The following is a 24248-nucleotide window of genomic DNA, read 5'->3' as shown; positions in this document are numbered from 1 at the left end:
GGAAAAAGCCTATTGCAGGAGCGGCAATGATCAATCAGCCGCCTGCCAGGCAACCGAGACGCGTGGGCCGTTGGCCACGCAGCGCCAGCCGCCTGCGGCGTCGTTCAATTGCCCGGCGGCAGCCTGCAGCGCTGCCCGTGAACAGGTCTGGATCAGGAAGTGAAGATCAGCCAGATAACCCGACGGATGGCCTGCCAGATGGGCGTGCCACAGCAATTCAGCGGCTTGGGCGTTGGGCAGGGTCTGTGCTGAAAACTGCTGCGCCAGGGCCAGGTTGCCCAGGTCGTCGCTGTCCTCGATCAGCGTCGGCAGTTGTCTCAGGAAATTTTGCAGGTGATCAGCAATTCCTTCCAGGGGCACGCTCGGGGATTGCACGCCGAAGAGCAGGCCGGTCTGGCCGTTTATCTGTCGGATGCCGCTGAATACTGCGTAGCCGATTTGCAGTTCTACCCGCAGGCGCTGGTAGAACGGTGCCTGAAGCAGATGGCCGAGCAATCGCCATGCCGCTTCATCCGCCAGGGACGGGCTTGGCGTTGGGCAAAACAGCAGCAATGCGGCTTCGTCAGAGTCGGTTTTCACCTCATGCCATACGCGTTGGCCGCTGAGGGGGGGCAATGTGTGATCCAGCTTCGCGGGCTGTCCAGGCAAACGGGTCGCGGCTATTTTGATCGCTGCTTCATAGGCGGGCGAAAAACCCACCCCCAAACCTTGCCAGTGGGCGGTGGCCCACGAAGCAGGTTGAGGGTCGATGGCGCTGCAGCAAGTGGGCAGTGCCTTGAGCAATGCTCGGATGGCGATCGTGGTGGGCTCGGCGGATTGAGCCTCTTGTGGTTGGTTCAGGCGTTGCGCCAGCGCGTCCAGCACGGCGGGCATGGGTTCCTGCAGCCCGATCATCTTCACCAGCGAGTCGTTACCCAGGCTTTCGAACGACAATTCGACGCCCGCCTGGCGGGCATTTTCGCGCAGCGACTGCACTGTGGTTTCCAGGCCGGAAGGCGCCGAATGCCATTGCAGGTACAGCGCGGCTTCATCACTGTCGTGGGCCGTTGCCTGGCTGAAAGTCAGCGCTGATACCTCCCTGCGCCCACGGGAGCGATCCTGGGCAAACGTGCGCAAGCCTCGATGGGCGCTGGTCTGGCCACGGATCAGGCCGGCGCGTTCTTCCCTGGCGGGTGGGCGCAGGAACGGGTTGTTCGGCGGCAGTTGCCAGCGGTGCTCGGAGGGCGGCAGGTGCAGCGAAACCAGCAGAGCCTTGAGGGAGACGACACCCTGTTCCGAAAGGTCTTGGCTGTCGTTTCTGGCCAACGCCAGCGCGCCCTGGATCTGTTGTTGGCGAGCGGCCAGCAGCGCGAACTCTTCACGCAGTGACGTCCAATCGCTGTGCGCGAAAAAGCTCAGCCAATCGTGCAGCAACGCCTCGATCTGTGTGGCCGTTTCATCTTGAGCACTGAGCGTAACGTCGATATCGATCACCGCTTGCCCGGCGAAGTGGTAAAGCACTGACGCCTGCAAGGCATTCGCCAGCTGTCGCGCTTTCAATTCAGCCAACAATCCGCCGGGTGCCGAGGCGTTGAGCCAGATGCAGAGGAAATCCAGCGCTTCACGCGGCACATCGCATGTGATGACGTAGTGCAGGTGGTTGTGCTCGATGTGCTGATAGCTGCGCGCGTGCCCCTGCATCAATGCCGCAGGCGCGGATTGTGGGCGTAGAGGCCCCGAGGTCAACTGTTCGCTGAACTGCTGCGCCAGGCTTTGCAGTGCTTGCAGCGACTGCGGACCGGCCAGGCTCAACGTCATCTGCCCGCTCTGGTAGAAATGCGCGTGGAAGTCGCGCAATGCTTGCTGAAATGCCTCACGCTCCACCGGCAGGCTGTCACGGTTGCCGGCATGAAAGCCTCGCAGCGGATGGTCCGCCGCCAGGCCCTGCAGCAACGCGACCTGCTGCTGCGCCTTGGCATCCTGGGACCAGGCGACAAATTCCGCGTGCAACACTTCGCGCTCGCGCAGTTGGTCTTCCAGCGCCAGCCGCGGAAGGGTCAGCATATCCGCCAGACGCTCCAGCCCACCGGTAAACGTTGCAGCCGGCAGCTCGAAGAAGAACTCCGTGGTGCGCTCACGGGTGCTTGCATTGACCTGGCCTCCATGACGTTGCACGTAGGTCATCAACCCTTCATTAGCGGGAAAACGCTCGGTACCGAGAAACAACAAGTGTTCCAGGAAATGCGCCAGTCCCGGCCATGCCAATGGCACGTCATGGCTGCCGGCATCCACCCGCAGAACGGCGGCGCAACGCTTCAAGCGCGGTGCATGACGCAAGGAAACCCGCAAGCCATTGGCCAGGGTCAGATGGAGAGGATGAAGGTGGGCCGGTGCAGGCATGGGCACTTCCGAAGCGTATGAAATGCCTATGCTAACAAACCCTTCGAGTCAGGGTTTGAACAGCGCGCCATACAGCTCGGGGCGCCGGTCTTGCAGGTAGTGGTTGGCGGCGCGCGCATCGAGGATCGATTGTCGCTCCAGCGTGCCGACGATCAGCGCTTCATCCAGGCCGGCCTGAGCGATGCGCTGGCCATTGGGTGCGGCGATGCTGCTTTGCCCGCAATACTGGATCTCGCCTTCGTGCCCGCAGTAATTGGCATAGGCCACATAGCACTGGTTTTCAAAGGCCCGCGCACGCACGGTGACATCGGCGACAAAGTCGAACGGCACCATATTGGCGGTGGGCACCAGGATCAGTTCAGCGCCGGCCAGGGCCAGGCGCCGAGTGTTTTCCGGAAACTCCAAGTCGTAGCAGATCAGCAAACCGAGCGTCCAACCGTTGAGTTGCACCAGCGCGAAATCATCTTCGCCGGCACTGAACATCGAGCGGTCCAAATCCCCGAACAGGTGCGTCTTGCGGTAGTTGCGCAGGCGTTGGCCGTGGGCGTCGATCAACTGCACGGCGTTGTAGATCTGGCCGTCTTCGGCCCGTTCCGGGTAACCGTACAGGATCGCCAGCCCGGCGCTTTTGGCCAGTTCGGCGATCGCCTGTGCCGACGGCCCGTCCTGCGCTTCGGCCAGGGCACCCACGGCCTCGGCGCCGATGTTATAGCCGCTGAGAAACATCTCCGGCAGCACCAGCACATCGGCGCCGGACGCCTCATGCGCCAGCTGATGCAGGCGCTTGAGGTTGGCGGCCACATCCAGCGGCAGGGGCGGGCATTGGTAGAGGGCGACACGCATGGCTTGGCTCCTTACTCAGGCAGGGCAATCGGCCCGATTTCATCGAATACATCGCCCGGCCCCGGGTTCTCGGGGTGAGTGCTGCCGCCGAAGTGATTCATGATCCCCCACACCGCATTCAGCGAGGTTTGCACCGCGCCTTCGACCCATGCAGGCGTCCAGGAGACGTCGTCACCGGCGATAAAAATCCCACGCTGTTCGGCGGGCATGTCCTTCTGCATGAAGTGCGCATACATACGCTGGTTGTAGCGATAGTGACCGGGCAGGGCGCCCTTGAAGGCACCGAGGAAATGCGGGTCGGCTTCCCACGACACCGTGATCGGGTCGCCGATAATGCGCGCCTTGATATCGACTTTCGGGTAGATCTTGTTCAGTGCATCGAGGGCCAGCTTCACGCGTTTATCGATGGGCTGAGGCAGCATTTTCAGCGCGTCGCTCATCCAGGAGTACGACAGGCAGATCACGCCTGGCTTGTCGTCACCGTTGTCGAACTTGCCGTTTTCAAACAGGTAGGTGCCACGGGTGAGGCGATCGGTGAGCGTCATGCTCATCAGGTCGCGCCCGGTTTCCGGGTCTTTGTCTTTCCAGAACGGGCGGTCGACCATCACAAAGGTTTTTGACGATTGCATGTAGCGGGTGCGGTCCAGGGCCATCCACATCTTTTGCGAGAACAGAGTTTCGTCGCATTCGATCTGGGTGGTCAGCAGCCAGCTCTGGCAGGTGGTCAGCACGGCGGCGTATTCGCGGGTGTCACCGTAGTTATCGGTGACGGCGAAGCGGCCATCGGCGGCGTGGGCGATGCGTTTCACCCCGGCCCGTGGCGCACCGCAGTGCAGCGAACTGAGGCTGGTGCCGGCCGGCCAGTGGGCGCAACGCTCCGGTACATGACGCCAGATGCCCATCGGTACCTGGGCGACGCCGCCGACGATCAGGTGCTGGTGGTCGTCGCAGTTGGTCATCACTACGCGAAAGATTTCCAGCATCGAGTTGGGAAAGTCCGAATCCCAGCCGCCGGTACCGAAACCGACCTGGCCGAACACTTCGCGGTGGTGAAACGACAGCTTCGCAAACGCCTTGGAGGTGGCGACGAAGTCATAGAAGGTGCGGTCGTCCCACAATGGCACCAGCGTGTTCCACAGCGCCTTGAGGCGCGGCACGTCACGGTCGCGGATGGCTTGCTGGATATCGGCGAACTGCGAGCCGGCTTCCAGCGCATCGGCCCAGGCGTCAGCCACTTCCTGGAACAGCGCGGGCAAGTCGGAGAGTTTCTGCGCGTAGTGGGTCTGGCCTTCGAGGTCGATCACAGTGCTGCCCGACGCCGGGGTCAGCGGGTTGGGAAAGGGTTTGGTTTCCAGGCCCAGCTTGTCCACGTAGTGATAGAACGCGGTGGACGACACCGGGAAGCGCATGCCGCCCAGTTCGGCGATGATGCCTTCGGCGCCTTCAAACGCCTGGGAGCGCAGGCGGCCGCCCATTTTCGAGGCTTCATACACCACCGGCTTGAGGCCCAGCTTCATCAGCTCGTAAGCGGCCACCAGGCCCGCGATCCCCGCACCGACTATCGCCACTTCCGCGCCATGGTTGGCGGCGGGGATACTGCCCAGGCCGGCCGGGTGCTCGATCCAGTCATCAAAGGCGAACGGGAAATCCGGGCCGAAGATGGTGATGGGCTTCTTACCGTCGACCGGGTGGCGATGGGGCTTGGCGAGGGTGCTGGACGGAATGCTCATGGCTGACCTTACTGGCGACTGGGCGGACGTGACCCGCTGAGTATAGGAAAAGATGGCAGCCAGTTTAGGGAGCGTAGCGTTCGTTATTAAGACGCAATGTGTCGTCGAATTGAGCTAATTTCAGCCATAACGGCGAAGGCGGCGGTCAGATTGGCTGCCCGCGATCCAGTTTGTTGCTAAGGATGATCGAAGTGGTGGTTTTTTCCACACCGTCCACGCTGCCGATCTGGTCGAGCAATTGATCGAGCTGTTCCGGCGAATCCGTGCGTAGCCAGGCGACGTAATCGAACTCGCCACTGACCGCGCACAACTGCTGCACTTGCGCCATGGCGCTGAGCCGGCGCAGCACTTCCTTGCCCGAGCGCGCCTGCACAGTGATGCCGACATACGCCTGCAAACCGCCATCTACCACACGCTTGCCGAGGCGCACGCCATAACCAGTAATGACCTGGGTTTTTTCAAGGCGAGCCAGGCGCGAGGTCACCGTGGTGCGTGCGATGCCTAGCTGCCGAGCGAGCATGGCCACGCTTTCGCGGGCGTTGAGCTGCAGGGCGGCGATGAGTTGGCGGTCGATTTCGTCTAGGGGGGGCAAGGCGGGCTCCGGTGCTGGCGGTGATAGGGAGCATGTTACAGACTTCCAGACACACAAAAGCCGCGCAATGCGCGGCTTTCTCGTTTGGTGGGCTCACACGGACTTGAACCGTGGACCAAAGGCTATGAGTTTGTGCATGATACTAAAAGGCTAGTGGCGTTTGGCGTAGCCTACGTGAAGCTGGGTATCAGAGCGAGAAATTGGCTTCTCCCCCGTGCAGCAATACCTGCCATCGAATACAGTGCAGCCCCCTTTCAGCTGAGTAACGCCATGAACGTACAAATCGGTGGAGGCGCCCTCGCGGTCATTCTGACGGGCATGCTCATAGTTTTCGGCGTCAGCGAGTGCCAGCGTGGCCCGTTGAAACCGGAACTTGCCGACGACGTCAGCGACGCGCAGAAGACCTGGCTGACCATCGAGCACCGCATTAAGCGTTATGATCCGGCCCTCACGCAGGTCACGCGAGACCAGCAGGCGCTGACCGTTTTCTACCGTCCAGCCACGCCCGCGGAGGAGGCCGACGATTGGGCCCCGGACATGCTGCGCATCGTCGGCCACGCACTGGCGGCGCTGAACGGCGCGCCAGGAGGAAAGGCGTACACACAAGTGACCGTCAGAGCGCGAATGCTCGCCGATGATGATGTGGAATTGGTGTACGACATGCCGGGGTTCGATGCCATCAAGACCCAGCAGGATGGTTACTTCAACTTCGCCAGCATGCCGCGCAGCCTGTCATTCAGTCCGGCCGCCCTGGCGCAGATCAACGACGCTTGCCGGGGCATGAATGCTCAGGCGTTCTATCCGCAATTCTGCCGGCGAGTCAAAGAGGCCGCAGCGAGCCATCCCTGAACGCGTGCGCACCGCATGCTTTTAATCCGTTTTTTGACGCAATATTGGCAACTCTTACAGTAAGCAACTGTTCATCCCGATTCTAAGCTGGAATCGTCGAAGGTATCCGCGATGGTTCCGCCAGAAACGCGAAAGCCGCGCAATGCGCGGCTTTGAGTATGGTGGGCCCAGTAGGACTCGAACCTACGACCAAGGGATTATGAGTCCCCTGCTCTAACCAACTGAGCTATAGGCCCTCAGTAGGTCGCGGATTATAACGATGGTTTCCCCACTGTGCCATCCGAAAAATCCTCAACGCTCATACGAAGAAACGTCGCGGCAAAAAGCTCGGGTGGTAGCGGCAGGCTGACGATGTAGCCCTGCATCTGTTCGCAGCCTTCAGCCGCCAGGAAAGCCTGTTGCGCCGTGTTCTCCACGCCTTCGGCAATGATGGTGAATTGCATGCTGTGGCCCAGGGCGATGATGGCGCGCACGATGGCGGCGTCGTGGGGGTCGTCGGGCAGGCCGCGGACGAAGGATTGGTCGATTTTCAGGAAGTCCAGCGGCAGGCGCTTGAGGTAGCTCAAGGACGAATAACCGGTGCCAAAGTCATCAATGGCAAGCTGTACGCCCAGGTCCTTGAGTTGGTGCAGGACCTCCAGCGCCTCTTCGGCCTGGCTCATGATGAAATTTTCGGTGATCTCCAGTTGCAGGCGGCCTGGGGCGAGCCGGTAGTCGTGCAGCAGTTGTTCGATACGGCTCAGCAAGCCGGGATGGCGCAGTTGGGCGCCCGCCAGGTTGACCGACAGCGGGCCGAAGTTGTCGAAGGTGCCCTGCCAGGCATGCAGTTGTCGGCAGGCTTGTTCGAGCACCCAGTCGCCGATCTGCAGGATCATGCCGTTTTCTTCGGCAAGGGCAATGAAGTGTTCGGGCGGCACGTCGCCAAAGGTGGGGTGGCGCCAGCGGATCAGCGCTTCGGCACCGATCAGTTCCTGGGTCGCCAGACTCAGTTTGGGCTGGTAGCACAAGCTCAGTTCGTTGCGCTCGATGGCGCGGCGCAATTCGTGTTCAAGTGCCACTCGTTCGTTGGCTTGCGCGGTGAGATCGCTGGTGTAGCTTTCGACCCGGTTACGCCCCTTGGCCTTGGAGCGATACATCGCGGCATCGGCATTCTTGACCAGCGTGGCGACATCCGTGCCGTCCTGGGGGTACAAGCTGGTGCCGATGCTGGCACTGATAAAGAACTCGTGTTCACCCGCCTGGAAGGGCGGGGCGAAGCAGGCCAGCAGTTTATTGGCCAGGTACTCGGCGTCGCTGGCGTGCTGCAGGCCAGGGAGCAGGATGATGAATTCGTCACCGCCCAGGCGCGCGACGGTGTCGATGTCACGCAGTTGCTCCTTGAGGCGCACGGCGATGCCCTTGAGCAGCAAGTCGCCTATCGGATGGCCGAGGCTGTCGTTGATGTGCTTGAAACGATCCAGGTCCAGAAACAGCACGGCGCCTTGCTTGCCGGTTTCCTGATGCCCGTTGAGGGCGGCCTGCAGCCGGCTTTCGAACAGCGTGCGGTTGGGCAGGCCGGTCAGCGGGTCATGGTGTGCCTGGTAGTCGAGGCGGGCCTGGGCCAGCTTGAGGCTGGAGATGTCGGCAAACACCGCGACGAAGTGGGTGATCACCTGGTCGCGGTTGCGCACGGCGCTGATGGTCAGCCAACTGGGGTACAGCTCGCCGTCCTTGCGCCGGTTGGATATCTCGCCCTGCCAGTGGCCGTGGGCGGCCAGTTGATGCCACATGGCGGCATAGAAGGCGCTGTCATGCAGTCCGGAGGCAAGCAAACGAGGGGTCTGGCCGAGGGCTTCGGCCTCGCTGTAGCCGGTGATCTCGGTGAAGGCGCGGTTGACTGCGCTGATGTTCTGGTGGATATCGGTGATCAACACGCCTTCGGCCGTGCTTTCGAACACCGTGGCGGCCTGTTGCAGTTTTTCCTGCATCAACTGGCGCTCGGTAATGTCCCGCGCGATGGTGAGCATGCAGTCCTCATTGCCAATGCTCATGGGGCGGCTGGACACTTCACACAGGCGAATCTGGCCATCGCTGCGACGGATATGGCAGACGTAGTCACGCACAAAGCCATCGCGCTGTATCATTTCCAGCAGGTGTTTGCGTTCGTTGAGGTCGACCCAGATGCCCAGGTCCAGCGTCGATTGGGCGAGTGATGTCGCGCTGGAAAACCCGGTGATGCGAGTGAAGCCGTCGTTCACTTCAATCAACAGGCCGTCCCGTTGACGGCTCAGCAGCAGGCCATCGGGGGAGGCGTGGAAGGCCTTGGCGAATTTCTCTTCGGAGGTCTGCAGCAACTGCTGGGTTTCCTTGAGTTGGGTGATGTCGCGCACCACCACCACGATGGCTTCCGTGGTATCAAGTTGAAACGGCTCGGCGGAAATCAGCCCCGTGAAGGCTTGGCCGTTACTGCGCAGGAAGGGCATTTCCAGGTTGCGGATGCTGGTGGTCTGCATCCGTTGCAGCAAATCAGGGCCAATCCCTTGAATGTCCCAGATATCCAACTCCGTCACCCTTCTGCCAATCACGTCTTCGGCCCTCAGGCCAATCTGATCCTCGAATGCCTTGTTCACCTCCAGCAGGCAGCCATCGGACAGCCGTGCGATCAACAGCATGTCCGGGCACTGCTGGAACACCGAGGCAAATTTTTGCTCGGACAGTTGCAGGGCTTCCTCGGTGCGCTTGGCCTCGCTGATATCAATCATCAAGCCGCGCAGTACGGGCTCATGGCCGTGCTCGATCAGGCTGACGATGTCCCGCACCCATAAGCAGCGGCCGTCGGCGGTGATGACCCGGTAGTCAACGCTGTGGTCACGGTTGGCACGGGTTTCCCGGTAGCAGTAGGCTTCGGTGCGGATCAGGTCGGCGGGGTGAATGATGTTGCGCCAGAAGCCTGGAATCAGCCAGTGGGCGCGGGGATACCCCAGCAGGTCTTCGGCGTGGGGTGACACGTAGCTGTAGGTGAAATCGCCAATGCTGGCTTCCCAGGCGATGGCGGACAGGCTCTCCACCAGGCCGCGATAGTGATATTCGCTGCTGCGCAGTTCCTGTTCGAGCGCGACGCGGCGGGAAATTTCCGAACTGAGCCGGCGATTGATCCGGATCACGATGGCCAATACGGTGCTCAACAGCAAAACCGCCGGTAGGCCGTACAGCAACAAGTCAGACCAGAAGGTGCGGTGGTCGGTGAAGCTGCCCACCCAACGCTGCTGGATGGCGTTGGTTTCTTCCGGGCTCAGGTCGGCGAGCACCTTGTCCAGAATGCCCACCAGCATGTGGTCGTCGCGGGGTACGCCCATCGCCAGTTGATAGCGGTAGGGCGTTTCGCCACTGACGTACAAGCCGTCAAGCTTGAGCTCGCGCAGGTTCCACACCGTCGAAGCCAAGTCGCTGACCACGGCGTCGACTTCACCGGTGGCCAGTGCCTGCAGGGTCGAGCTGACGTTGGGCAATGCGATCAAGTTGAGATCGGGGTGGTGGGTTCGCAGCAGTTCGTGAGGGGAATAGTTCTCGACCACCGCCACCTTCAGCCCGTAGAGGTCCTTGAGGTTGCGGGGACGAGCACCGCCTTCATGCGCAAGGATGACCATCGGAAAGTCAATGTAGGGTCGCGTGAATGCCAGGTAGTTTTGTCGCTCCGGTGTCGACATGACGCTGGGTATGAGGTCCAGCTGATTGTCTCGCGCCATCTCCAGAACGGCGCCCCAGGTGGGCGGTTCGATAAGCTTGATCCTCACGCCGAGGCGGTCTTGGATCAGGCGCACGTAATCCGCCGCCAAGCCTTGGTAGCGGCCAACTTCATCACGGTATTCAAAGGGTGGCCATGACGCGTCCACCCCCAGGCGCAGTTCCTGGTGGTCCGCCAGCCAGGCACGCTCATCATCAGTGAGCGTCAGCGCGCCAGCCGTTGCGGTCCAGGTCAGCAGCCACAGCAAACACACAGCCGGCAGTCTGGGCATAACGGTCTCGTTATGGCACGGGGAATGTTTCGAGTGTAGACGGGCTTTTGGGGGAGGGATCTGGCGCGAGGTTTTATCTGTAGAAAACAAAACCCCCGGCCTGGGCCGGGAGTTCTGGTATCACTCGTCGAGGAAGGAGCGTAGATGCTCGCTTCGCGTCGGGTGCCGCAACTTGCGCAGCGCCTTGGCTTCGATCTGCCGGATCCGCTCGCGGGTCACGTCAAACTGCTTACCGACTTCTTCAAGGGTGTGGTCGGTATTCATATCGATGCCGAAACGCATGCGCAGTACCTTGGCTTCACGGGCAGTGAGGCCGGACAGTACGTCGCGAGTCGCTTCTTTAAGGCTCTCAACGGTGGCGACATCGATGGGCGACTGCATGGTCGAGTCTTCGATGAAGTCACCCAGGTGGGAGTCTTCGTCATCACCAATCGGGGTTTCCATGGAGATCGGCTCTTTAGCGATCTTCAACACCTTGCGGATTTTATCCTCAGGCATTTCCATGCGTTCGCCCAGCTCTTCCGGGGTCGGTTCGCGACCCATTTCCTGCAACATCTGCCGGGAAATACGGTTGAGCTTGTTGATGGTCTCGATCATGTGCACCGGAATACGAATGGTGCGGGCCTGGTCGGCAATCGAGCGAGTGATCGCCTGACGGATCCACCAGGTGGCATAAGTCGAGAACTTGTAGCCGCGACGGTATTCGAACTTGTCCACAGCCTTCATCAAGCCGATGTTGCCTTCCTGGATCAGATCGAGGAATTGCAGGCCACGGTTGGTGTATTTCTTGGCGATCGAGATCACCAGACGCAAGTTGGCTTCGACCATCTCTTTCTTCGCGCGGCGGGCCTTGGCCTCACCGATCGACATGCGACGGTTGATGTCCTTGATCTCGGCAATCGTCAGGCCGGTTTCGGTCTGCAGCGCGATCAGCTTTTGCTGGCAACGAATGATGTCCGGCTGCAGGCGACCGATGGCTTCGGCGTATTTCGCCTTGCCCTTGGCCAGTGCATCGGTCCAGCTTTCGTCGACTTCGTTGCCCGGGAACTGGCGCAGGAAGTCGGCACGCGGCATGCGCGCATCACGGACACAGAGCTGCATGATCGCACGCTCTTGTGCACGCAGGCGTTCAAGGGCGCTGCGGACACGCTCGACCAGGCCTTCGAATTGCTTCGGCACCAGCTTGATCGGCATGAACAGCTCAGCCAGGGCAACCAGCTCGGCGATTGCCTGCTTGTTGGAACGGCCGTGCTTTTTCAGCGCCTTGCGGGTGATTTCCATCTGATCGGAAACCGCACCAAAACGCTGGGCAGCCACGACCGGATCTGGACCGCTTTCAACTTCATCGTCGTCGTCGCTGCTGGCTTCAGCATCGTCGTCTTCGGTTTCGTCGTCGGCTTTAACGGCTTTCGGGTCGACAGGTGGCGGCACTTCGGCGGCAGGCGGCGCGATGCCGTCGTCCGGGTCGATGTAGCCACTCAGCACGTCGGACAGGCGACCGCCTTCGGTGGTGACTCGGGTGTACTCGGAGAGAATGTGGTCAACCGTGCCAGGGAAGTGCGCAATTGCGCCCATCACTTCACGGATGCCCTCTTCGATACGCTTGGCGATTTCGATTTCGCCTTCGCGTGTCAGCAGCTCGACGGTACCCATTTCACGCATATACATGCGCACAGGGTCGGTGGTACGACCGATATCGGTCTCCACAGCGGCCAGCGCGGCAGCCGCTTCTTCAGCGGCAGCCTCGTCGGTATCGGCGTCCGCCAGCATAAGGGAATCCTTATCTGGCGCAGCTTCGAATACGTTGATCCCCATGTCGTTAATCATGCGGATGATGTCTTCCACCTGCTCTGGATCTGAAATATCCTCAGGCAGGTGGTCGTTGACCTCCGCGTAAGTCAGGTAACCCTGCTCACGACCGAGAACGATCAACTCTTTGATACGAGACTGCTGTTGCGCTTTTCCGGACATAACACCCTATCCACTGAAGGTCTTGGCGGGCAAAAAACAAGCCGAGGATTATACCCGAGCTATGACCTCACACGCCAGCTGAGGTCGGGTTTGATGCGCAAACGTTCTGTTTTAAGAGGTCGCGCATCTGTTTTGCTATCTGAATTTTCTCTTCAGCCGACAAATCCGGCTGTCTTGCTCGCTTGATGAGCTCATCGAGGGTCTGCGTGTGCTGACCCGCGGATAACCTATTAATGGTGTCTAAAAACTGTTGTTCAAGGTTGTCGCCGTCAATTAGCCACTCCTTTTCCGCGAGCGCTTTCAACAGCCGGCCTTGTTCGGTGCCGTGCCAGCGCGCCATCAGCTGAATTGAGTTTAGCTTGGGATTTTTCTGTACCGCTTCGATCAAGGCGATCAGCACCTGGGCATAAGTATTGCTCGCGTTGGCAAAATGATCGGCACTCTCAACCTTGCCCGCCAGCTGCGGGTGATGAATGAGCGTACGCAGCGCAATGAGCGTTGGCGCTTCAACGGCCACGGGCGTTCGCGGGGCGTAGGGCTCGTCGCGATCGCTGCGCTTGCCGTTCTTGCTCCAGGGTTTCTTGTCCCATTTCTTGCCGCCGGCGCCGGGCTTCTTCGGTGTCCACTCCTGCTGGGGCGCATAACCCTCCTGCGATTGGTGGAAGTCGGCATAGTCCGGCATGGCGTCGTAATCCATGCCTGGGTCGTAGGCCGGTGGGGCATCCTGCGGTGCGTTGTGCACCAGTTGGCTGACGGCCTCGCCGCTCAAGCCGGTGATTTCCAGCAGGCGCATGCGCATCAACGATTTCAGGTTGGCGCCGGGGACTTTGTCGATCAGCGGTGCCGCGAGGGTGGCCATGTGGGCCTTGCCTTCTAGGGAGCGCGGGTCAGCTTCTTCGGTCAGTTGCTGGAAGAAATAGTCCGCCAGCGGCTGTGCGTGTTGATTGATGCGCGCGCGGAAGGCGTCGGTGCCTTCGGAGCGTACCAGGGTGTCCGGGTCTTCGCCTTCGGGCAGGAACAGGAAGCGTGCGCGACGCCCGTCCTGCAGGCTCGACAGTGTCGCCTCAAGCGCGCGCCAGGCGGCGTTGCGGCCGGCCTGGTCGCCGTCGAAGCAGAACAGCACGCTGGGCACCACGCGAAACAGGCGCTTCATGTGTTCTTCGCTGGTAGCGGTGCCAAGCGTGGCCACGGCGTTGCGCAGGCCCTGTTGTGCGAGCGCGATCACGTCCATATAGCCTTCAACCACGATGATCTCGTCGAGGTTGCGGTTGTTCTTGCGTGCTTCAAACAGGCCGTAGAGTTCCTGGCCCTTGTGGAATACCGGGGTCTCCGGGGAGTTCAGGTACTTGGGTTTGTCATCACCCAGCACCCGGCCACCAAAGGCGATGATGCGGCCACGGCTGTCGCGGATCGGGAACATCACGCGGTCGCGGAAGCGGTCATAGCGCTTGCCGGTTTCGGCGTTTTCCACCAGCAGGCCGGCGTCGATCATGGCTTTTTGCTGGAGCGTGTCGCTGCTCAAGTGCTTGTACAGGTTGTCCCAGCCGGGCGGGGCGAAACCGAGGCCGAAGTCACGCGCGATTTCCCCGGTGAGGCCGCGGCCCTTGAGATAGTCGACGGCGGCTTTGCGCTGCGGATGGCTTTTAAGCGCCTGACGGTAAAAGTCGGCAGCGGCGGTCAGCAGCGGGTAGAGCGGCGAATCGGTGGGTTGTCGCGGTTTGTGTGGGCGGCCACTTTCTTCGCGGGGGACTTCCATGCCCGCCGCTTTCGCCAGGTCCTCGATAGCCTGGGGGAAGTCCAGGTTGTCGTGGTCCATGAGAAAGCCCAGGGCGTTGCCGCCGGCGCCGCAACCGAAGCAGTAGTAGAACTGCTTGTCGGGGCTGACGCTGAACGAGGGGGTCTTTTCCTTGTGGAACGGGCAGCAGGCGGTGTAATTCTTGCCGGCTTTTTTCAGTTGCACGCGCGAGCTGACAACATCGACGATGTCGGTGCGGTTCAGAAGGTCGTCAATAAAGCTCTGGGGAATCAGCCCGGCCATGGCGTTCTCGTCATCACTGCGTGTAAATGAGGGTCCATCAAGTGTTCAAGCGCACGCATCGTGTGGCTCGATCATCAAATGCCTGCGTGGGCTTTCAGGAAGTGTATCTGCCGCGCATTCACTGACGTTAATTTCAATCAGCTTTTCGGCATGGAAATGTTGCCCCGGCATCCGGTCTTGGCCAATGGCGGGCCTCGGAAGCGCATTGTCGGGCACAGCCGATACAGTTGATCGCCTGCTTGAAGAATGAGTGTGCTCGTCAGTAGCCTTGTTAGGCTCGTCAGAAAAGACGTGCACCGCTGGCAGAAACGCCAGTTCTGACGTGTGAAGCAGGTGTTTCGGTCGCATGTGCGGCGTCAACAGTGAAACATCAAGCGATATCCGCAAATGCCATTAGCCCGGCTGAGGGCCGGGCTTGGCAGAAGCTTGCTACGAACGTCTGTGTATTAGTACAGACGAACGGCGCGGCGCTGTTCGCGCTGAACTTTCTTGGCGTGACGCTTAACAGCGGCTGCTGCTTTACGCTTACGCTCAGAAGTTGGCTTCTCATAAAATTCGCGGCTACGAACTTCAGCCAGTACACCGGCTTTTTCGCAGGAGCGCTTGAAACGACGCAGAGCTACGTCGAAGGGTTCGTTCTCTTTAACTTTGACGGCTGGCATCCAGAGCTACCTTCTTTCATTACCGGGATCAACGTTCTCGTCGCAAAAAATTCGCGGCTGAGGTCGTCGGTTTTTAAGGGTTGCGGATGTTAACCCCTCATTGACCGGAATGCAAAGCCTCTGATCGAAAACCGCTAGTCGGGAGGGGGAGCGGCGACTATTATGCGCGCCTTCGAATCTAGCCTCTACAAGGCGCAAACCCATGCTAGTACTGGGACTTGAAACCTCCTGCGACGAAACCGGCGTCGCACTTTACGACAGTGAACGCGGGCTGTTGGCCGATGCGCTGTTCAGCCAGATCGACCTGCACCGTGCCTATGGCGGCGTGGTGCCGGAGCTGGCCAGCCGTGATCACGTCAAACGCATGCTGCCCCTGATCCGCCAGGTGCTGGATGAGGCCGGCTGCGTGCCGACCGAGATCGACGCCATCGCCTACACCGCGGGCCCTGGATTGGTCGGAGCCCTGCTGGTTGGGGCCTCTTGCGCCCAGGCGCTGGCATTTGCCTGGGGCATTCCGGCCCTGGGCGTGCACCATATGGAAGGCCATTTATTGGCACCGATGCTGGAAAAAACACCCCCTGAGTTCCCGTTCGTCGCTTTGTTGGTTTCAGGCGGCCATACGCAGTTGGTTCAGGTGGATGGTATCGGCCAATACACCCTGTTGGGTGAGTCCCTGGATGACGCCGCCGGCGAGGCATTCGACAAGACCGCGAAGATGATGGGCCTCAATTATCCCGGTGGCCCGGAAATCGCGCGTCTGGCCGAAAAAGGCGTTGCCGGGCGCTACACCTTTCCGCGCCCGATGTGCGATCGCCCTGGCCTGATGTTCAGTTTCAGTGGTTTGAAGACCTCTGCGCTGAATACCTGGCAGCACAGCGTCAGCGCCGGGGACGACAGTGAGCAAGCCCGTTGCGACATCGCACTGGCGTTCCAGCAGGCCGTGGTGGAGACTTTGACCATCAAGTGCAAGCGCGCCCTGAAACAGGCGGGCATGAAGCGCCTGGTGATTGCGGGCGGCGTCAGCGCCAACAAGGCCTTGCGTACTTCACTGGAAAAAATGCTCGGCGACATGAAAGGCGATGTGTTCTACGCCCGGCCCGAGTTCTGCACGGACAACGGTGCGATGATTGCCTATGCCGGTTGCCAACGCTTGCAAGCGGGCCAGCACGAAAGCCTGGCGATCAGTGTGCAGGCACGCTGGCCGATGGAGCAGTTGTCGCCGCTGTAAGGCCGCAACGTGAGTCGGGCTCACCGGACGTATTTAGAAATGCCGTTCGCGCCCGGCAAACAGGTCGCGTAAATTGCCCCGGTGGCGCCACACGATCAGCAGTGTCAGCACGCTCATCGGCAGCAGCGCCGCCGGTTCTTGCCAGGCCAACAACGGCAAGGTGAGCGGGGTCGCGATCAAGGCGGCGAGTGAGCTGGTGCGGGTCAGGTAGAACGTCAGTAGCCAGGCGAGCACGGCCAGCAAGGCCGCTGGGGGGTAGATCCCCAGCAACATGCCGGCTGCCGTGGCGACGCCTTTGCCGCCGCGAAAACGGAAGTACAGTGGGAACAGGTGGCCGAGGACGGCGCACACGCCGATCCAGGCCTGTTGTTGCAGGGTAAGACCAGCGAGGCTGGCGATCATGACGGGCAACAAGCCTTTGCATACGTCGCCCAGCAGCGTGAGTACGGCCAGTTTCCTGCCGGCCAGGCGCAACATATTAGTGGCGCCGGCATTGCCTGAGCCACTCATTCGCGGGTCGGGATTTCCCGTCAGGCGGCTGAGCAAAATGGCGAAGGACAGCGAGCCGAGCAGGTAGGCGAAAGTCGCCAGTGACCAAAACATGCTAACTATTCCGGGCGAGGACGCCCTGATTCTAACGGGGCATCGCGCCCTTGTCGTGCTGCGGAGAAGAGTGCTTGGACAGAGTGTTTATCGAAGGCCTGGAAGTCGACACCGTGATCGGGGCCTACGACTGGGAGCGCGGAATCCGCCAATGCCTGCGCCTGGACCTGAGCTTCGCCTGGGACAACCGCCCTGCGGCCGCGGGTGACGACCTGACCTTGGCGCTGGATTACGCCAGCGTGTCCGCCCGCATCCAGGCTTTTGCCGAGCAGGCCCAGTACCAGTTGGTCGAAACGTTTGCCGAGCGTCTGGCCGAAGTACTGATGAGTGAATTCCGGATTCCCTGGCTGCACCTCAAGTTGACCAAGCCAGGTGCCGTGCCGGCTGCCAAGGGCGTGGGCGTGGAGATCGAGCGCGGATGTCGCTAACTCAGGTTTACCTTGGCCTAGGCAGCAATATCGAGCGCGAGTCGCATCTGCGCGCCGGCCTTGATGCGCTGGCAGGTTTCTTGACCGATGTGCGTTGCTCGCCGGTGTTCGAAAGCCAGCCGGTGGGCATCAAGAGCGGGCCGTTCTTCAACCTGGTGGTGTCGGCTTACACCGACCTGTCCTTGATGGAACTGGATCGCCGGTTGAAATTCATCGAGGCCGATAACGGCCGCTATGCGCCAGACCGCAAGGGCCTGCCGCTGGATATCGATGTGTTGTTGTATGGCGATTTGGTGGGCAACTTCGATGGCTTGATCCTGCCGCGTGCGGAAATCCTCAAGAACGCCTTTGTGCTGTGGCCACTGTCGTTGATGGCGCCTGAGCGTGTGCATCCTGAAGCGGGCAAGACCCTGGCTGAGCTGTGGCGCGATGCGCAGATTGCCCAGGTGCTGGCGCCTGTCGGTTTCGAATGGCAGGGCCACCAACTGACGCCGGATGCGCTCCTATAGGGACTGCCGTTCCTTGTAGGCCTTCAATGCTTTGTGCCGTTCGCGCTTGAGGGCCTCCCCCAATTCGGGGCCTTTGAAGCCTTTCTCCAGCAGCGGCGCAACGGCGACTTCGCGCGCCGCCTTCGCCGCGCCGCGTAAATAATCCGCCTGTGGATAACTTCTTTGTTCCAGGCCCTTGCGGCCTCGGGCATCCATCTCGCACGCGACGACAAACTCTTCAAAGCGCTGCGGCCGGCGGTAAACGTCGAAACTCTGCAGCAGCTCCAGCAACGTCGAAGCTTTCAGCTCCAGAGCACGGTGGCCGTGGGTGTGATACTGGCCCACCAGCAGCGCCAATTCCTGACAGTCCTTGGGTACCTTGAAGCGCTCGCTGACGGCCTTGATCAGCTTCAAGCCCCGATGTTCATGGGCAATGTGCTGCGGCAACTTATCCACAGGTGTCGTGCCTTTGCCCAAGTCGTGAAGCAGGCAGGCCCAGCGCACGGTCAGTGGTTGCTGATGCAAGGCCGCTTGTTCCAGCACGCTCAAGGTGTGTATGCCGGTATCGATTTCAGGGTGATGGGCTTCGGGTTGTGGCACGCCGAACAGCGCATCGACCTCGGGCATCAAGGTTTTCAGCGCAGTGCAGTCGCGCAGCACTTGGATAAAGACCTGGGGCTGGTCTTCCATCAGCGCCCGGGAGATTTCTTTCCAACTGCGCTCCGGCGTCAGCGCTTCCAGTTCGCCGGACGCGCTGAGCTGACGCATCAGTGCGAGTGTTTCCGGCGCGACGGTAAAACCCAGGTGAGCGTACCGCGCGGCAAAGCGCGCAACGCGCAGAACTCGCAAGGGATCCTCGGCGAATGCGGGGGAAACATGCCGCAGAATACGTGCTTCAAGGTCGCGCTGGCCGTGATAGGGATCGGTCAGGTTGCCGTCATCGTCTTCCGCCATGGCATTGATGGTCAGGTCGCGACGAACCAGGTCCTCTTCCAGCGTGACCTCGGGGCTGGCGTGAAACACAAAGCCGCCATAACCCCGGCCGCTCTTGCGTTCCGTGCGGGCAAGTGCGTATTCATCGCCGTTTTTCGGGTCGAGGAACACCGGGAAGTCAGCGCCAACCGGCTTGTAACCCTTGGCCAGCATCTCTTCGGCAGTTGCGCCCACGACAACGCGGTCGATATCGGTGACCGGGATGCCCAAGAGACGGTCCCGTACCGCACCGCCGACTTTGTAGATTTTCATGAAAAAGCCTCCGTTAGCGCCACAGGATACCGTCTGTGCCTGACTAATGGAGGGTTTGCCGTTTCAGAGATGGACGACGGCGAGGTCCAGGCGGCCGTAGTCATCGTTATGATCGTTGCGCGGTGGCACATGGTGGGTCTTCATCACTTGGTCGCCTTGCAGGGTCTCCAGGTGAATGTCGAAGCCCCACAGCCGATGCAGGTGCTTGAGCACTTCCTCGGTGGACTCGCCCAACGGTTTGCGGTCGTGCTGCTGGTGACGCAAGGTCAGCGAGCGATCGCCACGCACATCGATACTGTAGATCTGCACGTTGGGCTCACGGTTGCCCAGGTTGTACTGCGCTGCCAGCGTTTCGCGGATGGTGCGGTAGCCAGGCTCATCGTGAATGGCCGGTACCACCAGATCGTCCTTGAGGTCGTCGTCGAGGATGCTGAACAGCTTGAGGTCCCGAATCACCTGCGGTGACAGGTACTGCAGGATAAAGCTTTCATCCTTGAAGCTGCTCATGGCGAACTTGATGGTGGACAGCCAATCGCTGCCGGCGATTTCGGGGAACCAGCGGCGATCTTCCTCGGTGGGGTGTTCGCACATGCGCCGAATATCGCGGTACATGGCGAAGCCCAGCGCATACGGGTTGATGCCGTTGTAATAAGGGCTGTCGAAGCCGGGCTGGAATACCACGCTGGTGTGGGACGTGAGGAACTCCATCATGAAACCGTCGGTGACCAGGCCTTCGTCGTACAGGTCGTTCATCAGGGTGTAATGCCAGAACGTCGCCCAGCCTTCGTTCATCACCTGGGTCTGGCGCTGTGGGTAAAAGTACTGGGCGATCTTGCGCACGATACGCACGATTTCCCGTTGCCAGGGCTCGAGCAGCGGCGCGTGTTTTTCCAGGAAATAGAGGATGTTTTCCTGAGGTTCGCTGGGGAAGCGCGCATTGTCCTTTTCATTGTTTTTGTCGGCGCGCTTGGGAATGGTGCGCCACAGATCGTTGATCTGCTTCTGCAGGTGCTCCTCGCGCTCCTTCTGGCGCAGGCGCTCTTCTTCGGCGGAAATCGGGTACGGGCGTTTGTAGCGGTCAACGCCGTAATTCATCAGCGCATGGCAGGAATCGAGCAGATCTTCCACCGCATCGATGCCGTGGCGTTCCTCGCATTGCATGATGTACTGCTTGGCGAACACCAGGTAGTCGATGATCGAACTGGCATCGGTCCAGGTGCGGAACAGGTAGTTGCCCTTGAAGAAGCTGTTGTGCCCATAGCAGGCGTGAGCCACTACCAGCGCCTGCATGCAGATGGTGTTTTCTTCCATCAGGTAGGCAATGCATGGGTCGGAGTTGATCACGATCTCGTATGCCAGACCCATCTGGCCACGGGTGTAGGACTTCTCCGTGCTGAGGAAGTGTTTGCCGTAGGACCAGTGGTGATACCCCAGTGGCATGCCGACGGAGGCGTACGCATCCATCATTTGTTCGGCGGTGATCACTTCGATCTGGTTGGGGTAGGTGTCCAGGGCATAACCCGCCGCGATGCGGCTTATTTCCCGGTCATAGGCCTGGATCAGTTCAAAGGTCCACTCGGAACCTGTGGAAATCGGTTGGCGCTTATGCTCTTTTTTGGCGGTCATGTCACTAACCTGCGCTGGAAGAGTTCACGGAAGACCGGGTAGATATCGCCGGCCGAGACCAGTTGCTGTTGGGCGAACGTATCGGTAAAGGCTTCGCCGATGCGCTCGTATTCGAACCACAGGGCCTGGTGCTCACGGGGGGTGATTTCAACGTACGTGTAGTACTGCACGAACGGCATGATCTGGTTGATCAGGATGTCGCGGCAGATGGGCGAGTCGTCATTCCAGTTGTCACCGTCCGAGGCTTGGGCGGCGTAGATGTTCCATTCATTGGCGGGGTAGCGCTCGGCCATGATCTCCTGCATCAGCTTCAGGGCGCTGGAGACGATGGTGCCCCCCGTTTCCCGCGAGTAGAAGAACTCTTCTTCGTCCACTTCCCGGGCGCTGGTGTGATGGCGGATGAACACTACGTCGATCTTGTCGTAGTTCCGCTTCAGGAACAGGTACAGCAGGATAAAGAAGCGCTTGGCGATATCCTTGGTGGCCTGGGTCATGGAGCCGGATACGTCCATCAGGCAGAACATCACCGCCTTGGAGCTGGGGTTGGGTTGCTTGACCAATAAGTTGTACTTCAAGTCGAAGGTATCGAGGAATGGCACGCGGTGAATACGCGCGCTGAGTTTCTCGATTTCAGCCTCGATTTGCTGGATATCGCCGAAATTGTCCGGCTCTTCGCGCTTCAAGCGCGCCAGCTCTTCCTTGGCTTCCTTCAGTTTGGCGCGACTGCTGCCCGACAAGGCAATTCGCCGGGCGTGGGCTGAGCGCAGTGTGCGGATGATATTGATGCGGGACGGGTTGCCTTCGTTGCTGATCCCGGCGCGCACGGTCTTGAATGTGTCGGTGCCGGTCAGGTGGCGCTTGACCAGGTTGGGCAGCTCCAAGTCCTCGAACATGAACTCGAGAAACTCCTCCTGGGTGATCTGGAAGACGAACTCGTCCATGCCTTCGCCGGTGTTGCCCGCCTTGCCCGGACCCTTGCCGCCGCCACCGCCTTGGGGGCGCTGGATGTGCTCACCGGTGGTGAATTCCTTGTTACCCGGATGCACGACGGTCTGCTTGCCGCCCCGGCCGTGGTGCAGCACCGGTTCGTCGATGTCCCGTCCGGGAATGCTGATTTGTTCGCCATGCTCCATGTCAGTGATGGAGCGGCGGCTGACGGCCTCTTCGACGGCCTTTTTGATGTGGCCACGGTAACGCCGCAGGAAACGCTGACGGTTTACCGTGCTTTTGTTCTTGCCATTGAGGCGGCGGTCGATCACATAGCTCATGGGGAGCCCTCCGGGCAGCTTCACGTTACAAGCTTCAAGCCGCGAGCTGGAAGCTTAGGGACAAGCGGTCGGCTGCCAGGCCAATGGCCCGGCAGCGTATGCCTGTCGCTGCCTTACTGCGATTTACGGACCCGCAGATACCATTCGGAGAGCAGCCGAACCTGTTTGTCGGTGTAGCCGCGCTCGACCATTCGTGTGACGAAGTCGTTGTGTTTTTGCTGATCCTCCTTGCTGGCCTTGGCATTGAAGCTGATGACCGGCAGCAGATCCTCGGTGTTGGAGAACATTTTCTTCTCGATGACCACCCGCAGCTTCTCGTAGCTGAGCCAGGTCGGGTTCTTGCCGTTGTTGTTCGCTCGTGCGCGCAGCACGAAATTGACGATTTCGTTGCGGAAATCCTTCGGGTTGCTGATGCCGGCCGGTTTCTCGATTTTCTCGAGTTCCTCGTTGAGGGCCACGCGGTTGAGGATTTCGCCGGTTTCCGGGTCGCGGTATTCCTGATCCTGGATCCAGAAATCGGCGTACAGCACGTAGCGGTCGAAGATGTTCTGGCCGTACTCGCTGTAGGACTCCAGGTACGCGGTCTGGATTTCCTTGCCGATGAACTCGATGTAGCGGGGCGCCAGGTACTCCTTGAGGAAGCGCAGGTAGCGTTCGCGGGTTTCCGCCTGGAATTGCTCCTGTTCGATCTGCTGTTCCAGCACATAGAGCAGGTGCACGGGGTTGGCGGCGATCTCGTGAGGGTCAAAGTTGAAGACCTTGGACAGGATTTTGAAGGCAAAGCGCGTCGACAGGCCGTTCATGCCCTCATCCACGCCGGCGGTGTCGCGGTATTCCTGGATCGACTTGGCCTTGGGGTCGGTGTCCTTGAGGTTTTCGCCGTCGTACACGCGCATCTTCGAATAGATATTCGAGTTCTCCGGCTCCTTGAGGCGCGACAGTACGGTGAACTGGGCAAGCATTTTCAAGGTATCGGGCGCGCAATGGGCCTTGGCCAGGGAGCTGTTGAACAGCAGCTTGTCGTAGATCTTGATTTCATCGCTGACCCGCAGGCAGTAGGGCACCTTGACGATGTAGATGCGGTCGATGAAGGCTTCGTTGTTCTTGTTGTTGCGGAAGGTGTGCCATTCCGATTCGTTGGAGTGCGCCAGCAGGATCCCGGTGAACGGAATCGCGCCCAGGCCTTCGGTACTGTTGTAGTTGCCTTCCTGGGTGGCGGTGAGCAGTGGATGCAGCACCTTGATCGGCGCCTTGAACATCTCCACGAATTCCATCAGGCCCTGGTTGGCCCGGCACAGCGCACCCGAGTAGCTGTAGGCATCGGCGTCGTTCTGCGGGAATTCCTCGAGTTTGCGAATATCGACCTTGCCCACCAGCGCCGAGATGTCCTGGTTGTTCTCGTCGCCCGGTTCGGTCTTGGCCACGCCGATCTGGTTGAGGATGGATGGGTAGAGTTTCACCACGCGGAACTGGCTGATGTCACCGCCGAATTCGGCCAGGCGCTTGGTGGCCCAGGGCGACATGATGGTGTTGAGGTAGCGCCGCGGAATGCCGAAGTCTTCTTCGAGGATTGCGCCATCTTCCGTGGCGTTGAACAGACCCAGGGGCGACTCGAACACCGGCGAGCCCTTGATCGCGTAGAAGGGCACCTTTTCGATCAATTGCTTGAGTTTTTCGGCCAGGGACGACTTTCCGCCGCCGACGGGGCCGAGCAGGTAAAGGATCTGTTTCTTCTCTTCCAGGCCTTGGGCGGCATGGCGGAAGTAGGAGACGATCTGGTCAATGCATTCCTCCATCCCATGGAAGTCTTCAAAGGCCGGATAGCGACGGATCACTTTGTTGGAAAATATCCGCGACAGCCGCGAATTGTTCGAGGTGTCTACCAGCTCCGGCTCGCCAATCGCCAATAGCAGGCGTTCGGCGGCAGACGCGTAGGTGCTGCGGTCCTGCTTGCACAGCTCAAGGTACTCCTGAAGCGTGAGTTCCTCCTGCTGTGTGGACGCGAAGCGTTGTTGGAAGTGGCTAAAGATACTCATGACGTCGTCACCTCGCTCGATACGTGGAGCCGACGCCGGGTCAATCAGTCGATGCTGGCAGACATTGGCGCACGCCAATGGCTGTTTTCCCCCCAAACACCCTGAAACGCTACCGATGACCCGCGCGCCGGTGTACCGGCTCTCCCCTGATTCGGATGGCCTGCGCTTAAGGATAGTTCGGAATCGGAGAGGTCAAGGCGCGATGCGCAATTAGTTTGGCCGCGCCGTTCGTCAGAATCGGCGCGAGCCCAAGCGTCACGCGGGGTA

The 24248-nt window shown here is 60.3% G+C and carries 17 protein-coding genes and 1 tRNA gene; 4 read left to right on the top strand and 14 right to left on the bottom strand.

Translation table 11 applies throughout. The features are described from left to right. Positions 1-30: 30 nt before the first annotated feature. The 4 genes from pqqF to H0Z09_RS23280 form a co-directional block, all read right to left on the bottom strand. Positions 31-2379: a pyrroloquinoline quinone biosynthesis protein PqqF gene (gene pqqF, locus H0Z09_RS23295; protein ID WP_186693817.1), complete on the bottom strand. Its 2349-nt coding sequence runs from the start codon at positions 2377-2379 to the stop codon at positions 31-33. A gap of 48 nt (positions 2380-2427) precedes the next feature. Continuing rightward, positions 2428-3222: a carbon-nitrogen hydrolase family protein gene (locus H0Z09_RS23290; protein WP_186693814.1), complete on the bottom strand. Its 795-nt coding sequence runs from the start codon at positions 3220-3222 to the stop codon at positions 2428-2430. A gap of 11 nt (positions 3223-3233) precedes the next feature. Continuing rightward, positions 3234-4952: an NAD(P)/FAD-dependent oxidoreductase gene (locus H0Z09_RS23285; protein ID WP_186693812.1), complete on the bottom strand. Its 1719-nt coding sequence runs from the start codon at positions 4950-4952 to the stop codon at positions 3234-3236. 145 nt (positions 4953-5097) lie between these two features. After that, positions 5098-5544 carry an Lrp/AsnC family transcriptional regulator gene (locus H0Z09_RS23280; RefSeq protein ID WP_186693809.1) on the bottom strand — a complete coding sequence of 149 codons (447 nt, stop codon included), beginning with the start codon at positions 5542-5544 and terminating at the stop codon, positions 5098-5100. A gap of 270 nt (positions 5545-5814) precedes the next feature. Between H0Z09_RS23280 and H0Z09_RS23275 the strand changes: the two genes are divergently transcribed. Next, on the top strand, positions 5815-6393 hold the full coding sequence (locus H0Z09_RS23275; protein ID WP_186693807.1) for a hypothetical protein: 579 nt from the start codon (positions 5815-5817) through the stop codon (positions 6391-6393). Between the two features lie 159 nt (positions 6394-6552). Here H0Z09_RS23275 and H0Z09_RS23270 read toward each other — a convergent pair. The 5 genes from H0Z09_RS23270 to rpsU form a co-directional block, all read right to left on the bottom strand. Further along, positions 6553-6629: transfer RNA gene (locus tag H0Z09_RS23270), tRNA-Ile, on the bottom strand. Positions 6630-6644: 15 nt separating this feature from the next. After that, positions 6645-10388 (bottom strand): EAL domain-containing protein, encoded by a 3744-nt coding sequence (locus tag H0Z09_RS23265; protein WP_186693805.1) that lies wholly within the window; start codon positions 10386-10388, stop codon positions 6645-6647. A 120-nt stretch (positions 10389-10508) separates the two neighbouring features. After that, positions 10509-12359, bottom strand: a complete 1851-nt coding sequence (gene rpoD, locus H0Z09_RS23260; protein WP_186693803.1) for an RNA polymerase sigma factor RpoD — start codon at positions 12357-12359, stop codon at positions 10509-10511. Positions 12360-12426: 67 nt separating this feature from the next. Next, positions 12427-14397 carry a DNA primase gene (gene dnaG, locus H0Z09_RS23255; protein WP_186693801.1) on the bottom strand — a complete coding sequence of 657 codons (1971 nt, stop codon included), beginning with the start codon at positions 14395-14397 and terminating at the stop codon, positions 12427-12429. Positions 14398-14843: 446 nt separating this feature from the next. Continuing rightward, complete coding sequence (rpsU, locus tag H0Z09_RS23250) at positions 14844-15059, bottom strand: 30S ribosomal protein S21 (protein ID WP_002551877.1); 216 nt, start codon at positions 15057-15059, stop codon at positions 14844-14846. Between the two features lie 202 nt (positions 15060-15261). On the opposite strand from rpsU, the gene tsaD reads away from it, so the two are divergent. Next, positions 15262-16287 (top strand): tRNA (adenosine(37)-N6)-threonylcarbamoyltransferase complex transferase subunit TsaD, encoded by a 1026-nt coding sequence (tsaD, locus tag H0Z09_RS23245; protein ID WP_017739515.1) that lies wholly within the window; start codon positions 15262-15264, stop codon positions 16285-16287. Positions 16288-16320: 33 nt separating this feature from the next. On the opposite strand, the gene plsY is transcribed toward tsaD, so the two are convergent. Further along, positions 16321-16890 carry a glycerol-3-phosphate 1-O-acyltransferase PlsY gene (gene plsY, locus H0Z09_RS23240; protein WP_076953295.1) on the bottom strand — a complete coding sequence of 190 codons (570 nt, stop codon included), beginning with the start codon at positions 16888-16890 and terminating at the stop codon, positions 16321-16323. A gap of 74 nt (positions 16891-16964) precedes the next feature. Between plsY and folB the strand changes: the two genes are divergently transcribed. Both folB and folK read left to right on the top strand, forming a co-directional pair. After that, a complete protein-coding gene (folB, locus tag H0Z09_RS23235; protein ID WP_076953296.1) occupies positions 16965-17318 on the top strand; it encodes a dihydroneopterin aldolase in 354 nt (117 codons plus the stop codon). Further along, on the top strand, positions 17309-17827 hold the full coding sequence (folK, locus tag H0Z09_RS23230; protein ID WP_186693799.1) for a 2-amino-4-hydroxy-6-hydroxymethyldihydropteridine diphosphokinase: 519 nt from the start codon (positions 17309-17311) through the stop codon (positions 17825-17827). Before folB ends, folK begins: the two co-directional genes overlap by 10 nt. On the opposite strand, the gene H0Z09_RS23225 is transcribed toward folK, so the two are convergent. From H0Z09_RS23225 to H0Z09_RS23210, 4 genes are all read right to left on the bottom strand, one after another. Further along, positions 17822-19051 (bottom strand): multifunctional CCA addition/repair protein, encoded by a 1230-nt coding sequence (locus H0Z09_RS23225; protein WP_186693797.1) that lies wholly within the window; start codon positions 19049-19051, stop codon positions 17822-17824. The two genes, folK and H0Z09_RS23225, sit on opposite strands and share 6 nt — an antisense overlap. Before the next feature lie 63 nt (positions 19052-19114). Continuing rightward, positions 19115-20677 carry a SpoVR family protein gene (locus H0Z09_RS23220; RefSeq protein ID WP_076953299.1) on the bottom strand — a complete coding sequence of 521 codons (1563 nt, stop codon included), beginning with the start codon at positions 20675-20677 and terminating at the stop codon, positions 19115-19117. After that, the gene (locus H0Z09_RS23215) at positions 20674-21945 is read right to left on the bottom strand and encodes a YeaH/YhbH family protein (RefSeq protein ID WP_186693795.1); all 1272 of its coding nucleotides are present in this window, start codon (positions 21943-21945) and stop codon (positions 20674-20676) included. Before H0Z09_RS23215 ends, H0Z09_RS23220 begins: the two co-directional genes overlap by 4 nt. 113 nt (positions 21946-22058) lie before the next feature. Beyond that, entirely contained in the window at positions 22059-23981 is a 1923-nt protein-coding gene (locus H0Z09_RS23210) for a PrkA family serine protein kinase (protein WP_024077722.1), read from the bottom strand. Between the last annotated feature and the right edge of the window lie 267 nt (positions 23982-24248).

Source organism: Pseudomonas sp. SWRI18 (genome assembly GCF_014268345.1).
Lineage (GTDB): Bacteria > Pseudomonadota > Gammaproteobacteria > Pseudomonadales > Pseudomonadaceae > Aquipseudomonas > Aquipseudomonas cedrina.
Note: the sequence above shows the minus strand (reverse complement) of the source record. Positions and strands in the feature narration are given on the sequence as shown.

Coding starts and splice junctions, on each gene's coding strand:
- pqqF (WP_186693817.1), bottom strand. CDS start 2,379: ATGCCTGCACCGGCCCACCTTCATCCTCTCCATCTGACCCTGGCCAAT.
- H0Z09_RS23290 (WP_186693814.1), bottom strand. CDS start 3,222: ATGCGTGTCGCCCTCTACCAATGCCCGCCCCTGCCGCTGGATGTGGCC.
- H0Z09_RS23285 (WP_186693812.1), bottom strand. CDS start 4,952: ATGAGCATTCCGTCCAGCACCCTCGCCAAGCCCCATCGCCACCCGGTC.
- H0Z09_RS23275 (WP_186693807.1), top strand. CDS start 5,815: ATGAACGTACAAATCGGTGGAGGCGCCCTCGCGGTCATTCTGACGGGC.
- H0Z09_RS23265 (WP_186693805.1), bottom strand. CDS start 10,388: ATGCCCAGACTGCCGGCTGTGTGTTTGCTGTGGCTGCTGACCTGGACC.
- rpoD (WP_186693803.1), bottom strand. CDS start 12,359: ATGTCCGGAAAAGCGCAACAGCAGTCTCGTATCAAAGAGTTGATCGTT.
- dnaG (WP_186693801.1), bottom strand. CDS start 14,397: ATGGCCGGGCTGATTCCCCAGAGCTTTATTGACGACCTTCTGAACCGC.
- rpsU (WP_002551877.1), bottom strand. CDS start 15,059: ATGCCAGCCGTCAAAGTTAAAGAGAACGAACCCTTCGACGTAGCTCTG.
- tsaD (WP_017739515.1), top strand. CDS start 15,262: ATGCTAGTACTGGGACTTGAAACCTCCTGCGACGAAACCGGCGTCGCA.
- plsY (WP_076953295.1), bottom strand. CDS start 16,890: ATGTTTTGGTCACTGGCGACTTTCGCCTACCTGCTCGGCTCGCTGTCC.
- folK (WP_186693799.1), top strand. CDS start 17,309: ATGTCGCTAACTCAGGTTTACCTTGGCCTAGGCAGCAATATCGAGCGC.
- H0Z09_RS23225 (WP_186693797.1), bottom strand. CDS start 19,051: ATGAAAATCTACAAAGTCGGCGGTGCGGTACGGGACCGTCTCTTGGGC.
- H0Z09_RS23220 (WP_076953299.1), bottom strand. CDS start 20,677: ATGACCGCCAAAAAAGAGCATAAGCGCCAACCGATTTCCACAGGTTCC.
- H0Z09_RS23215 (WP_186693795.1), bottom strand. CDS start 21,945: ATGAGCTATGTGATCGACCGCCGCCTCAATGGCAAGAACAAAAGCACG.
- H0Z09_RS23210 (WP_024077722.1), bottom strand. CDS start 23,981: ATGAGTATCTTTAGCCACTTCCAACAACGCTTCGCGTCCACACAGCAG.